This window comes from Arthrobacter sp. YD4 (assembly GCF_030410515.1).
In the GTDB taxonomy this organism is placed as follows: Bacteria; Actinomycetota; Actinomycetes; order Actinomycetales; family Micrococcaceae; genus Arthrobacter.
The window spans coordinates 134579-148039 of sequence record NZ_JAUHHD010000006.1; the positions used below are offsets into that span (position 1 = coordinate 134579).

General features: G+C 70.0%; 14 protein-coding genes. 5 read left to right on the top strand and 9 right to left on the bottom strand.

Annotation, left to right across the window (positions count from 1 at the left end):
• Window positions 1-39: 39 nt before the first annotated feature.
• Window positions 40-915 (bottom strand): FHA domain-containing protein, encoded by an 876-nt coding sequence (locus QWJ39_RS15200; RefSeq protein WP_290258709.1) that lies wholly within the window; start codon window positions 913-915, stop codon window positions 40-42.
• 1 nt (window position 916) lies between these two features.
• Entirely contained in the window at window positions 917-1183 is a 267-nt protein-coding gene (locus tag QWJ39_RS15205; protein ID WP_290258710.1) for a hypothetical protein, read from the bottom strand.
• 184 nt (window positions 1184-1367) lie between these two features.
• Here QWJ39_RS15205 and QWJ39_RS15210 point away from each other — a divergent pair, with 184 nt between their 5' ends.
• From QWJ39_RS15210 to QWJ39_RS15220, 3 genes are all read left to right on the top strand, one after another.
• A complete protein-coding gene (locus tag QWJ39_RS15210) occupies window positions 1368-2078 on the top strand; it encodes a response regulator transcription factor (protein ID WP_290258711.1) in 711 nt (236 codons plus the stop codon).
• A 2-nt stretch (window positions 2079-2080) separates the two neighbouring features.
• Entirely contained in the window at window positions 2081-3664 is a 1584-nt protein-coding gene (locus QWJ39_RS15215; protein ID WP_290258713.1) for a HAMP domain-containing sensor histidine kinase, read from the top strand.
• 164 nt (window positions 3665-3828) lie between these two features.
• A complete protein-coding gene (locus QWJ39_RS15220) occupies window positions 3829-4116 on the top strand; it encodes a WXG100 family type VII secretion target (RefSeq protein WP_290258714.1) in 288 nt (95 codons plus the stop codon).
• A gap of 3 nt (window positions 4117-4119) precedes the next feature.
• Here QWJ39_RS15220 and QWJ39_RS15225 read toward each other — a convergent pair whose 3' ends face one another.
• The 6 genes from QWJ39_RS15225 to QWJ39_RS15250 form a co-directional block, all read right to left on the bottom strand.
• On the bottom strand, window positions 4120-5094 hold the full coding sequence (locus QWJ39_RS15225; protein ID WP_290258715.1) for a ribonuclease HI family protein: 975 nt from the start codon (window positions 5092-5094) through the stop codon (window positions 4120-4122).
• 161 nt (window positions 5095-5255) lie between these two features.
• Window positions 5256-6893: a chaperonin GroEL gene (gene groL, locus QWJ39_RS15230; protein WP_290258716.1), complete on the bottom strand. Its 1638-nt coding sequence runs from the start codon at window positions 6891-6893 to the stop codon at window positions 5256-5258.
• A 286-nt stretch (window positions 6894-7179) separates the two neighbouring features.
• The gene (locus QWJ39_RS15235) at window positions 7180-8418 is read right to left on the bottom strand and encodes an ABC transporter substrate-binding protein (protein WP_290258799.1); all 1239 of its coding nucleotides are present in this window, start codon (window positions 8416-8418) and stop codon (window positions 7180-7182) included.
• Between the two features lie 110 nt (window positions 8419-8528).
• Complete coding sequence (locus QWJ39_RS15240) at window positions 8529-8732, bottom strand: cold-shock protein (protein WP_290258717.1); 204 nt, start codon at window positions 8730-8732, stop codon at window positions 8529-8531.
• A gap of 166 nt (window positions 8733-8898) precedes the next feature.
• Window positions 8899-9537 (bottom strand): LytR C-terminal domain-containing protein, encoded by a 639-nt coding sequence (locus QWJ39_RS15245; RefSeq protein WP_290258718.1) that lies wholly within the window; start codon window positions 9535-9537, stop codon window positions 8899-8901.
• Window positions 9538-9639: 102 nt separating this feature from the next.
• Window positions 9640-9885 carry a DUF3263 domain-containing protein gene (locus QWJ39_RS15250; protein WP_290258800.1) on the bottom strand — a complete coding sequence of 82 codons (246 nt, stop codon included), beginning with the start codon at window positions 9883-9885 and terminating at the stop codon, window positions 9640-9642.
• Window positions 9886-10186: 301 nt separating this feature from the next.
• Between QWJ39_RS15250 and QWJ39_RS15255 the strand changes: the two genes are divergently transcribed.
• Together QWJ39_RS15255 and QWJ39_RS15260 are read left to right on the top strand one after the other, a co-directional pair.
• Window positions 10187-10936, top strand: coding sequence for a uracil-DNA glycosylase (locus tag QWJ39_RS15255; protein WP_290258801.1), 750 nt, complete (start codon window positions 10187-10189; stop codon window positions 10934-10936).
• Between the two features lie 116 nt (window positions 10937-11052).
• On the top strand, window positions 11053-11895 hold the full coding sequence (locus tag QWJ39_RS15260) for a siderophore-interacting protein (RefSeq protein ID WP_290258719.1): 843 nt from the start codon (window positions 11053-11055) through the stop codon (window positions 11893-11895).
• A gap of 46 nt (window positions 11896-11941) precedes the next feature.
• Here the strand turns inward: QWJ39_RS15260 and QWJ39_RS15265 are convergent, their stop codons facing one another.
• Complete coding sequence (locus tag QWJ39_RS15265; RefSeq protein ID WP_290258720.1) at window positions 11942-13438, bottom strand: threonine/serine exporter family protein; 1497 nt, start codon at window positions 13436-13438, stop codon at window positions 11942-11944.
• Window positions 13439-13461 lie beyond the last annotated feature (23 nt).

Genomic DNA, 13461 nt, shown 5'->3' on the forward strand with positions numbered 1-13461 from the left:
ACGGGCCCGGGCCGCCGTTGTCCTTGCCTGCCTCGCCGCCTAGGTGACGCCGGTGGAGCCGTCCTGTTCCATCAACCCGGTCCGCGGGTCGAGCTGCGGCTTCTGGTAGGCGAACTCCCCGCCGCTGCGCCCACCGAAGGGGCGTCCGTGGTCGGCGAACTCCTCCCGGAAGTAGGCCAGGCACCACGGACCCATCTGCAGCCGGGCGCCGGTGCGGAGGATGGAGCTGTCCGCGGGGCCGAAGCTTCCGGTGACCACCCCGTGCCGGACCAAAACGTACTCGTCCCGTTCGTTGTGGACGATCTCCGCATGGATTGATTCGAGGCCGTCCAGCCGCAGGTCGGCGTCCGGCCCGCTGCCGATGCTCATCCGTTCCCCGGAGAGATTGAACTCGCGCGGCACCTGGCCGTCCCACGTGGCCGAGTCCTGGACGAAGATCAGCCGTGGACGCCCGCTGCCCCTGGTGTGGTGCGTCGTGGTCACCTTGCGCACGATCCGCCGCTTGACCGTGGGCAGCAGCGGCAGCGGGGTTTCCGGCGGGAGCAGGGACATCCCGGCGTCCTTGGTCCGCCCGCCGCGCCGGGCCAGCGGGGCAACGGTCCGCACGTTCCCGAGCCGGATATGCGGGGACCGGGTCAGCAGCCGCTGGGCCCGGCCGGTCCGGACAGCCCCCAAGGACGCGATGAGGCCCTGCGGGCCCTCGATCACCACGGTGAGTCCCTGCTCGGCCAAGGTCTTGGCCAGCGGGCGCAGCTGCTGCAGGGACGGCATCCGCTGCCCCAGTGACGAATCGAGGCTGCTCAGCGTCACCTTGACCTCGGTGCCGGCCGCCTGAACCGTGCCGGATGTACCCCCACCCGAGGGTTCCGTCACGGAGAACTCCAGGTCGGCGTCGACCCTGAACCTGGGTCCCATGTCAGCGTCTGTTCTTGTCGGACCCCGCCGCATCGCGGTCGCTGGTTGTGACGCGAAGGCTGCCGTTGAGCTTCCACGTGGCCCGCGGCGCATCCGGGCCGATGTCACGCGGAACCTCCACGGTCATGTCGACGAACTCGTAGTTGATCGCGGCGCCCTTGCCCGTCAGGTAGGACCACATTTCCTCTGCAAGATCCGCCCAGTCCCGGATGGAACGGTTGGCCGCTGAGTCCGCCCCGCCGGACTGCGGAATTGTCGCTTCAGACATCGTTTACTCCAGTCGTAGAGTGACGCTCCCGGCTGGAACCGGGCCGTTAGCCAACTCTAATCCGGGACCCGCCGCACGGGAATGGCTTCGCCAAGGTTCTCTCCGGAAGGGCACCCGGAGATGATCACGCAACACACACGATTCGTCCAGAAAACTCACAGAGTCTGGGAGCAAGATGGGAATCATGAAAAAGAACGGTCCCGAAGCCAAGCTGCTCGTCGTCGATGATGAACCGAACATCCGCGAGCTGCTGTCCACCTCGCTGCGCTTCGCAGGCTTCGAGGTTGTCTCGGCCGGCACCGGGCGCGATGCCCTGGCAGCCGCCGACCAGCACTCCCCCGACCTGGCCGTCCTGGACGTCATGCTCCCGGACATGGACGGGTTCACCGTCACACGGCGCCTGCGCGCCGCCGGGAAGCACTTCCCCGTGCTGTTCCTGACCGCCAAGGACGACACCGAGGACAAGGTCACCGGGCTCACCGTCGGCGGCGACGACTACGTCACCAAACCGTTCAGCCTCGACGAGGTCGTGGCCCGGATCCGCGCGGTGCTGCGCCGCACCCAGCCGTTGCAGGACGACGACGCCGTCATCCGCGTCGATGACCTGGAGCTCGACGACGACGCCCACGAGGTGCGCCGCGGCGGCACGGTGATCGAGCTCTCCCCCACCGAGTTCAAGCTGCTCCGCTACCTGATGCTCAACCCCAACCGGGTGCTCTCCAAGGCCCAGATCCTTGACCACGTCTGGGAGTACGACTTCAATGGCGACGCCTCGATCGTAGAGTCCTACATCTCCTACTTGCGGCGCAAGGTGGACACCGACCCCGGCGCCGCCGCCCTGATCCAGACCAAGCGCGGCGTCGGCTACGTGCTCCGGACGGCCGAGAAGCGCTGACCTTGCTGCGACGGTGGAAGGCGGCCTCGCTGCGTTCGCAGCTGGTGGCCATCATGATGGCACTGATGCTGGTGGCGTTGACCGCCACCGGCGCGGGAACGCTGGCCCTGCTGCACAGCTATCTGCAGGGCCAGGTCGATGACCGGCTCAAGGTCGCCGTCGAAACGGCCCGCCAGCAACAGTCCTTCGAGCAGCTTCAGGATCAGGGGCCCAACGTCCCCACCGACTACTCGCTGTTGCTTTTCACCCCGGGACAGCCATCGGTGATCCTGGGCGGCAAGGGTCCCCGGCCGGCCATCGGCAGCATCAGCCCGGAGGACGCCCACAGCCGTGCTGAGGTACCGTTCCAGGTCCGCGGCACCGACGGCCGGAATTGGCGGGTGGTGGCAGTCAACGTCCTGGACGCCAACCGGCGCAACGCCGTCGTCGTCATCGGCCTGCCCCTCTACCCGGTGGACTCCGTCATGGAGCACGCCACCCTGGTGGTGGTCGGCGTCGGACTGCTGACTCTGGTGCTGGCCTTCTTCATTGCCACCTGGACCGTCGGCCGGTCCTTCCGTCCTCTGTCCCGCGTGGAGAAGACCGCGGCCGCGATCGCCGCCGGGGACCTGTCCCGGCGCGTGGACGTGGAGAATCCGGACACCGAGGTGGGCCGGCTTAGCCGCTCCCTCAATGCCATGCTGGCCCACATCGAAACCGCGTTTGCCGCGCGAATGGCCTCCGAAGCCAAGATGCGCCGCTTCGCCGCCGACGCCTCCCATGAGCTGCGTACCCCTCTGGTGACCATACGCGGGTTCTCCGAGCTGTACCGGCACGGCGCCCTGGCCACCCCCGAGGACGTGGCCACCGCGATGGGACGGATCGAGAGCGAGGCCATTCGGATGGGCGCCATGGTGGAGGACCTCCTGCTCTTGGCCCGGATCGACGAGCAACGGCCGCTGCAGCAGAAACCCATTGACCTGCTCCTGCTGGGCCATGACGCCGTTGTGGACACCCAGGTTGCCGACCGCAGCCGGGTGGTCTCGCTGCGCGGGCTGGACGGCGGCGCCGCGTCCCCGGCGCCGGTGCTCGGCGACGAGGCCAAGCTGCGGCAGGTGATCAGCAACCTGGTGGGTAACGCCCTGCGCTACACGCCGGAGGGCAGCCCGATCGAACTGGCCGTGGGCGTGCGGACCGAGGCCGACGGCGGGCGCCGCTCGGTGATCGAGGTGCGTGACCACGGCCCCGGCGTCTCCGAGGAGGAGGGCGCCAGGATCTTCGAGCGGTTCTACCGCGCCGATACCTCCCGGACCCGGGAGACCGGCGGCAGCGGGCTAGGGCTGGCGATCGTCGCGGCCATCGTCGCCTCCCACTCCGGCAGCGTCCGGGTCCAACCGACCGACGGCGGCGGCGCCACCCTGGTGGTCAGCCTGCCGTGCCTGGACGAGGCGCCGTCGGAGGAGCCCGGGACGGCGGAGACCCTCCCGGCGTCCGGCGGCGGCGCCGACCGGGCCGTACCGGCTGACGGGCCTGCCGACGAGGTTGCTGCAACCGGTGGTGCGGACCGCGCCGCGGGCGGCAGCCAGGGAACCGGGTTATCCACATAGCGACTTTGCGGCGTGGAAGCCGACGGCGGCGCCTTCGTAGGCTCGAGGAGTCCGGAAAGCCCGGACCCTCCACCGCAGGCAGCCGGGAGCCCGCCGCACGGCCCTCCCTGTGGCCGCCCCTACCGGTCCGGCGCCCGGCTGCCTGCCCCTCGAAAGGCCGCACCGTGAGCATTCTTTCCGTCGATACCGAGCTGTTGCAGCTCAAGTCCGCCACCGTCCAGGCCACGGTCGACCGGATCAGCGCCGACGTCCAGGCGATGAAACGCGGGCTGGAGGAACTTCAGTCCAGCTGGCGCGGCGCCGCCGCCACCAACTTCCAGGCGCTGGTCGTCGAGTGGTCCCTGACGCAGGGGAAGGTGGAAGCCTCCCTCGCCTCGATCAACCACGCCCTCAGTTCGGCGGCCGCGAACTACGACCAGACCGAGCTGAGCAACGCGCAGCGCTTCGGCTAGGGATCAGGCCTCGGCGGTGCCCTGGTGGAACCGGAGCCGCCACTGGTGTCCGTCGAGGACCCAGAGCGAGCTGCGCAGCACCGTTCCGGCGCGGGTCCGGCTGCGGTAGGTGAGCAGGACGGCGTCCGGGCCAATGCGGTCCGCCGCCAGCGTCTCCAGGGCCGCGTGGGGGCCGGGGTTTTCCTCCAGCGCCATCATGACCTCGTCGCGGGTCCAGAGCCGCCCGGAGCTGCCGATCTCGGTGAACTCCGGGTGCAGCAACACCCCGGTCCGGCCCAGGTCGGCCCTGGTCTCCGGCTGCAGCAGTTCCCGCTCCAGGGCCTCCACGATCTGCTCCGGCTCCTGCGCCGTCGCTGCGGCCGCGGTCTGCTCCGCCAGCTCGCTGAACAGGTCCGGTTCGGCGTACCCGTCCGGGTCGCCGAAGAGGGTGGGCTCGTCGAAGGCCACGGGTGTGGCGGTGGCCGGTTCCGTTGACTGCGAGGGCGCTGCCTGCGGGGCCGCGGGGGTGCCGGGGCGGACGAAGCCGGGGCCCTGCCGGACGGCGACACCCTGCTGGTAGGCCACGGCGGCGCCGCGGGCACGGTCGTCAGCGGCCTCGTTGAGTTCGTGGCCGGCGTGTCCGCGGACCCACTCGAACCGGTATTTGCGGCCGACCAGGGCCCGGTCAATGTCCTTCAGCAGGTCCACATTGAGCACTGGTTTGCCGTCGGACTTCTTCCAGCCCTTCCGCTTCCAGCCCGGCATCCACTTGGTCACCGAGTTGATCACGTACTGGCTGTCGCAGAGGATGTGCAGCTCCTCGTCGGCGAGGTGGGCCGTGGAGCGGAAGAGGTCCAGCACGGCCATCAGCTCGCCCTGGTTGTTGGTGCCGTGCGGCCAGCCGCCGGCGTGCCAGCAGTTGTCGTTCACGTACCAGGCCCATCCGGCCGGACCGGGGTTTCCAAGGGCCGAACCGTCGGCCGCAGCTGTAATCGTCACTGCACTATCCTGCCAGACCTGCCTGCCTCCACCGCTCCCTCACCCCCGGCGCGGGCGGCTTAAACGCCGGCGGCGGCCCCACCATAAGGTGGGACCGCCGTCGTCGTTGTACCGGGGCCTGCAGCGGACTGCCGGCCGGGGTGGGCCGGGTGGCCGGGTGGCTAGAAGCCGCCCATACCGCCCATGCCGCCCATGTCGTCGCCGCCGCCCATGGCCGGAGCGTTCTTCTCCGGCTTGTCGGCCACGACGGCCTCGGTGGTGAGGAACAGGCCGGCGATGGAGGCCGCGTTCTGCAGGGCAGAGCGGGTGACCTTCACCGGGTCGTTGATGCCGGCAGCCAGCAGGTCGACGTATTCGCCGGTGGCGGCGTTCAGGCCGTGGCCGGCGGCGAGGCCGCGGACCTTGTCCACCACAACGCCCGGCTCGAGGCCGGCGTTGAAGGCGATCTGCTTCAGCGGAGCGTCGATGGCAACGCGGACGATGTTCGCACCGGTAGCCTCGTCGCCCGAGAGCTGCAGGTTGGCGAACGCCTTGGCGCCGGCCTGGATCAGGGCCACGCCACCGCCGGCGACGATGCCCTCTTCAACGGCAGCCTTCGCGTTGCGGACGGCGTCCTCGATGCGGTGCTTGCGTTCCTTGAGCTCGACCTCGGTTGCGGCACCGGCCTTGATAACTGCAACGCCGCCGGCCAGCTTGGCCAGGCGCTCCTGCAGCTTCTCGCGGTCGTAGTCGGAGTCGGAGTTCTCGATCTCGGCGCGGATCTGGGACACGCGGCCGGCGATCTGGTCGGCGTCGCCGGCACCTTCGACGATGGTGGTCTCGTCCTTGGTGACAACAACCTTGCGGGCCTTGCCGAGCAGCTCCAGGCCGGCGGTCTCAAGCTTGAGGCCGACTTCCTCGGAGATGACCTGGCCACCGGTGAGGATGGCGATGTCGGCCAGCTGGGCCTTGCGGCGGTCGCCGAAGCCCGGAGCCTTGACGGCGACGGACTTGAAGGTGCCGCGGATCTTGTTGACGATCAGGGTGGCCAGGGCCTCGCCCTCGATGTCTTCGGCGATGATCAGCAGCGGCTTGTTGGACTGCATGACCTTCTCGAGGACAGCAACCAGTTCCTTGACGTTGGAGATCTTGGAGTTGACGATCAGGATGTACGGATCCTCGAGGACCGTTTCCTGGCGCTCGGCGTCGGTGACGAAGTAGGCGGAGATGTAGCCCTTGTCGAAGCGCATGCCTTCGGTGAGCTCCAGCTCGAGGCCGAAGGTGTTGGACTCCTCGACCGTGATGACGCCTTCCTTGCCGACCTTGTCCAGGGCCTCGGCAATGAGGGCACCGATCTCGTTGTCGCCGGCGGAGATGGACGCGGTGGCGGCGATCTCTTCCTTGGTCTCGATCTCCTTGGCGGAGGCCAGGAGCTCGGCGGTGACGGCGTCGACAGCCTTCTCGATGCCGCGCTTGAGGGACAGCGGGTCAGCGCCGGCCGCGACGTTGCGCAGGCCTTCCTTGACCAGGGCCTGGGCCAGCACGGTGGCGGTGGTGGTACCGTCGCCGGCGACATCGTCCGTCTTCTTGGCAACTTCCTTGACCAGCTCGGCGCCGATCTTCTCGTACGGGTCGTCCAGCTCGATCTCCTTGGCGATGGAAACACCATCGTTGGTGATCGTGGGGGCGCCCCACTTCTTCTCGAGGACGACGTTGCGTCCACGCGGGCCGAGGGTGACCTTGACGGCGTCGGCGAGGATGTTCAGACCCCGCTCAAGACCGCGGCGTGCCTCTTCATCAAATGCAATGATCTTGGCCATAACGGCAGTAGTCCTTTCGGGACAGTCGTTAAAGAATGAACCTTGGCGTCGGTGCCCGCGACGGACGATACCTGCCCGGCAGCCTCTGTACGCCGCCGGACCGGGATCTCACCCAGCCAGGTGTTTCCTTTGCTCCCGCGGCACCGATGCTGCGCCCGGACCGGGGCCCGGCGTTAGCAGTCGATGAGCGGGAGTGCTAACTCCATAATTAGCACTCCCCCGGGGAGAGTGCAAGAAGGCTTCGCGCTCCGGGGCCTGTCCACGCGGAGCGCTTCGCCGAGGGCGATCAGGACCCGCCGCTGCGGGCCGTTTCACTGCCGGTCATCTTCGCCGTGTTGTCCGGCCCGTAGGTGTACACCATGTAGGCCGCGGCGGTCACGTCGCCATTGCTATCGAAGCTCACGGGGCCGGACTGGCCCTCGTAGTTGGGGCGCTTGCCGGCGTGGAGGACGTCGACGCACTCCTTGTAGTTGTGGCAGTCGGCGGGCTCGCCGGCCACTGCCCCGCCCGAGCCCGCGGTGCCGCCGGAGACGGCGATGAGCCGGGAGGCGATGGAGGTGCCGGCGTCGTCCTGCGCCGCGGCGGCGGCGATGGCGGCGAGGTTGACGGCGTCGTAGGCCTCCGCGGCGAAGGTCATGTCCTTGAGCCCGGGATCGATGCCGACCAGGCCCGCCTGGAACTGCGCGCTGGGGAACGTGCCGGGGAGCACTCCGCGGGCACCGTCCAGGGCGTGGGAGCCCAGGCCCTGGCCGTACTGGCCCACCGCGCCGTCGGAGAGCACCAGCTTTTTCCCCGCGAGTCCGGCGTTGTTGAGTTCGGCGATGGCGCCCTGCGCACCCTGCCGGGCGATGAGGACCACGGCGTCGGGCGCGGCGGCCTTGGCCGCGGTCGCCGCCTGCTGTGCCTGGCCGGCCGGGAATTCGGCGTCGATGGGCGTGCCGAGGCCGGCGGACTTCGCCGCGGCGGAGACCGCCACGGAGACCTCCTTGCCGTAGCTTCCGGCCTCGTGCAGGACGGCGAGCGTCTTGGCGCCGCCGTCCTTGGCGAGCTTGACCAGGATGGAGGCTTGGGCGACGTCGGCGGCGGCGGTTCGGAAGTAGTAGCCTCCGCTCCGGTAGCTGCTGAGTCCCGGTGCGGCGGTGGCCGGGGAGATCATGGCGATTTTGGCTTTGGAGAGCACGTCGATCGCGGCGGCGGCGTGGCTGGAATCCGTGGGGCCGATGACGACGTCGGCCCTGGCCGCCGCGAGGGCCTTGGCCTGGGCGGCGGTGTCCGCACTGATGGTTTCGGGGAGCAGTTCCACGGGCTTGCCCTTGTGGCCGCCGGCGGCGTTGATCTCCTTGACGGCGAGTTTCACCGCGGCCAGTTGCGGGGCGTTGAGGAAGCTCTGGTCCCCGGTGTTGTCCAGCAGCACACCGATCCGCAGGGTTCCGTCCCCGCTGGCCTCGGCGGCGTCCGTCCGGGCGTTGCCGGTGGCACCGGAGCACCCGGTGAGGGCCAGGCCGGAGGCAAGAAGGGCGGACAGGACGACGGCGGCGCCGCCGGCCGTTTGTCGGCTGGCTGTTCGTCGGCCGGCAGTGGGTCGGCCAACGGTGGTCTGAGCCGCGACGGTTGGCGTTGAGTCAGGACGGGCCACTAGGCGGGCCTGACGCTCTCGGCCTGGGGGCCCTTTTCGCCTTCGCCTACCTCAAGTTCCACCCTCTGGCCCTCGGCCAGCGCACGGTAGCCCTCGCCGGCGATGGCGGACCAGTGGACGAAGACGTCGATGCCCGAGCCGTCGACGGTGATGAAGCCGTAGCCCTTCTCCGCATTGAACCACTTGACGGTGCCCAGAGCCATCGTTTCCACACTTTCAGCTAGCTTGGCCGCGGTGCACCTCGCTGTGCGCCGCGGAGCGGTCATGAACTCCGGCCACTGTACCCGCCAGCCCCGGGCGTGCCGGTCCGCGCGTCAGGGGGTCGGCCGGAACGTTATGCAGGCGTAACCGGCCCGGCCAGCAACCGGGTCAGCGGTAGCCGGGGCCCAGGACGACGACCAGGGGCATCTTGAAGTCGGCCGAATCGACCAGGGTGGCGATCCCCAGCAGGGCGGCGAGTTCCTGGGCGTTGGCCTTCTGCGCGGCGCCGTTGTAATACACCACGGAGGTCTGCTGCCGCGGTCCGGTCCAGTTGCCGAGCGGGCCCAAGACCCACCCGTCGGAGGTGACCGTGCTGCCGACGCGGCCGGCGAGGCCCGCCGTCGTCGTGCCGTTGTAGACCGCCACCGGCTGCGTCTTGTCGACGGCGGCCGCGGTTGCCGTCGGGGCCGGGGTGGTCCCGGAGGAAGCGGCAGCCACCGTGCTGCCCGGGTCGCTGGTGGGCGACGTTGTCGGCTGCGCGGTCGGGGCCGCGGTGGGCTGCGCGGTGGCGGACGCGGCGGCCGTGGCGCTGCTCTTATCCGCGGCCATCGCCGTTCCGCCGGCGGGACCAAAGCCCAGCCGGGGCAGCAGCAGGAAGGCAACCAGGCCGACGGCCAGGGCGAACGCTCCTACCGACAGGATGGGCGCCAGTCCGCGGGACTTGGCAGCCGCGACGGTGCGGTGAACCCCTTGGCGCGTGGAGGTCTCCGGGACCCGGTCGAATTCATCCCGTGGGTATCTGGTCATGGTGAAGCGCTGTCCTTGCTGATTTCTAGTGGTCCGCGGCCGGAACCGGTGCAGATTCCGGGACTCCGGCGCCGCGTTCTGCCCGGGGCGTACCCGGCGGGTTCAGGCGTCCGAACCCAGGCGCCGGGCCGTGCGGGCACGTTGTCGTGACGTACGTAGTCTACGCAATCGCTTCACCAGCATCGGGTCATGGGCCAGCGCGGCCTCGGTGTCGATGAGGGCGTTGAGGATCTGGTAGTAGTGCGTGGCGGACAGGTCGAAGAGCTCCCGGACGGCCTGTTCCTTGGCCCCGGCGTATTTCCACCACTGCCGTTCGAGGGCCAGCATTTCCTTGTCGCGGCTGCTCAGCCCGGACTCGTCCGGTCCGGCTTCCCCGTGTCCTGCGTCGACCGGAACCTCGTCCGCCGTCGCGTTGTCAGGCACTGCTTCGGCCACGGCTCACTCCCTGCTCGCTGTTGTGGATTCCTCCCCAATGCTACGGGCGAATAACAGCCCTGTCATTCGGTCGGCGCCGTGCCGCGCCGGAGGTCTGCCCGGATCGCCGGCCCGAAACGCCACCGCTCGCACCTGCCAGAATGAAGGGGTGAGCGAATTCCCGCAGACCGAAGCGCTGTTCCCCCTGGATGCCGTTTCCGGCCCAACCGTTGGGGTGCCGCAGGGCTCCGACGACGGCGACGGCGGCGGTTTCGCCGCGCTGGTCCAGCGCCCGCTGGGCGAGCTGGTGGCCCCGGACTGGGCTGCCGCCCTGGAACCCGTGGAGCCGCAGCTGCGCCGGGCCCTGGAGTTCGTCGCCGCTGAGGCCGCGGCAGGCCGCCAGGTCCTGCCGGCTCCGGACCGGCTGCTCCGGGCCTTCCAGCAGCCGCTCGCCGGCGTCAAAGTGCTGATCGTGGGCCAGGACCCCTACCCCACCCCCGGCCACCCGATCGGGCTGTCCTTCGCCGTCGAGGGCCACACCCGTCCCCTCCCCCGCAGCCTGGCCAACATCTACAAGGAGCTCCACGCCGACCTGGGCCTGCCGCCGCGGATCCACGGCGACCTGAGCCGCTGGACGGGGCAGGGCGTGCTCCTGCTGAACCGGGCGCTCAGCGTGCGCGCCGGCGCCGCCGGATCGCACCGGAACAAGGGATGGGAAGCGGTCACGGCCGCCGCCATCCGCGCCGTGGCGGCCCGCACGGACGCCTACGGCGGGCCGGTCCCGCTGGTCGCCATCCTGTGGGGCAAGGACGCGGAGTCCGTCCGGCCGCTGCTCGGCGGGACCGCCGTCGTCAGCAGCCCGCACCCAAGCCCGCTCTCGGCCGCCCGGGGATTCTTCGGATCCCGGCCGTTCAGCCGGGCCAATGAGCTGCTGGCCGCCCAGGGCGCGGAACCCGTCGACTGGGAACTGCCGCCGCTGCCCTAAGCCTTCCCAGAGCCTCCCGACCCCGGCGCCACCCCACCTTCCCGGCTGTCCGGGGACGGCGGTCCCGGCGCCCCTGGACAGACAAGAAGGAGGCCTGGTTGGCTAGGCTTAGCCGCATGACTTCTGTACCCGCCGCCACCTCCGCCAACCGGAACTCCCGGCCCCAGACCACCCTGACGGTGCTGCGGCGCGAGCAGCTTTCACCGCACATGGTTCGGATCATCGCCGGCGGCCCCGGCTTCGCGGACTACCGCAACAACGCGTACGTGGACCGCTACGTGAAGATCGCTTTCCCGCAGCCCGGCGTGGACTACCCCCAGCCGCTGGATCTGTGGGCCGTCCGTGAGACCCATCCCCGGGAGCAGTGGCCCTACACCCGCACCTACACGGTCCGCTGGGTGGACGAGGCGGCGCAGGAGCTGGCCATCGACTTCGTGATCCACGGGGATGAGGGGCTCGCCGGGCCCTGGGCCGCGTCCGCGCGTCAGGGGGACGCCCTGATCTTCACCGGCCCGGGCGGCGGCTACAACCCGGATCCGGAGGCGGACTGGCACCTCTTCGCCGGGGACGAATCGGCGCTGCCCGCCATCGGCGCGGCCTTGGCGGTTCTCCCCCGCGATGCCCGCGGTCTGGCCTTCCTGGAGGTGGGCTCCGCGGCGGACGTCCTGGCCCTGGCCGCCCCCGCCGGCGTCGAACTGCGCTGGCTTTTCCGCGGAAACAACACGGGGGCCGACGACGAGCGCCGCCTGGCCGACGCCGTCGGGTCCGCCGACTGGCCGGAGGGACGCCCCTCGGTCTTTGCGCATGGTGAGCGGGGTGCCATGAAGGCCCTGCGGGAGGTGTTCTTCACCCAGCGGGGGCTGGAACGCGGGCAGGTCTCCCTCTCCGGTTACTGGGCCCGCGGCCGGGTGGAGGACGACTTCCAAGCCGAGAAGAAACTCCCCATCGGCAAGATCTGAGTGCCCGGCAGCCCGCTGACGGCCGCTGCCGCCGGGCGGGGACGGACTAGCGGCGGCGGGCCCGGCGCCGTTCGTTGCTGGCCAGGCTGCGGGTCAGCGGCCGGGCCAGGGTGTCGCCGAGGACGATGCCCGCAGCGACGCCCAGCACGATCGCCCCGGCGTTGAGCATCCCGCCGGCGCCCATGAGGATTTCCTGCTCCTCGATGGTCAAAACATACATGGAACGGAATATGGTCAGGCCGGGCAGCAGGATCAGCGCCGCGGGCACGGCCACCACCAGCTGCGGGGCGCCCATCCTCAGGGCCACCACCCGGGCCAGCAGGCCTATGACGACGGCGGCGAGGGCCGGGGCGAAGCGCGGCCCGATGCCCAGTTCCGTGCCGCCGATCAGCACGAGGTGGCCGACGACGCCGACCGCCGCCGTCGGCAGCAGCAGCTTCGCGGAGGTCTGCTCCGTCACGCCGATTGCGACGACGGCGATCGCCACCAGCGGCACCAGCACCCAGAGGGGATACCTTGGCGGGAATGTTTCGGTCACGTCGATGGATTGCATGCCCGTCATCGCCCCCACCACGAACCCGACGGCGATCCCCGAGACCAGGGCTCCGAAGGTCAGCATGGTGGAGAGGAAACGGCCGGCGGCGGTGACCGGGAAGCCGTTGATGGCATCCTGCACCGAGGAGACGAGGCGTCCCGTGGGCAGCAGCAGCAGGATGCCTCCCACCACCACAATTGCCGGGGCGATGGTGATCCCCACCGGGCTCCCGAACCGCCAGAGCAGCAGGGCGACGATGGTGACGACGAAGGAACAGGAGGCGGTGATGAAGAAGTCCGGGGTGCGCCAGCGGCCCAGCTGCCGGGCCAGGAGGCTGACCAGAAGGTTGGACAGGAACGCGATCCCGGACGCCGCGATGCCGCCGCCGAGTACCGCCACGAAGACGGCGGAGAAGACGCCGAAGGCCACGGTGACCATCCAGCGCGGGAACGGCTTGGCGCTGTGAGTGATCTCCTCGAGGCGCCGGGCGGCCTCCTCGCGACCCACCCCGCCGGCGACGATGTCGGTCACCAGCTGGTGCACCTCGGCGAGGCCGGCGTAGTTGTTGGTCCAGGACCGGACCACGCGCAACAGCGAGAGCGGCGTCTGGTCCTTCGGGGCGTAGTTGATCGCCACCGACTGGTTGGTGATATCCACCTCGATGTTCTTCAGCCCCAGGGCGGCGGTCACCGCAATGATGCTGGTCTCCACCTCGAGGGCGCCGGCGCCGTACCGGAACATCGATTCCGCGAGCTTGAGCGCGAAGTCAATGGTTTTCCGGGCGGACGCGTCCACGCCGCCGACCTGGATCATCGGGTTCGCGTAGGGGCTGCCGGCGAGCCGGTCCACGATGCTCAGCGGTGCCGTCGGCGGGTTCTCCCCCTGGACCAGGCGGCGGAGCATGCGCCGGGCGGCGGCGTTCTGCCGCACCTGCATGGCCGACATCGGTTCGGTGCGGGGCAGGCCGTCCGTCTGCGGTCCGCGGCGGCCCTCGGGGGTCTTGTTCATCCCGGCCATCTCACTTCACCTTG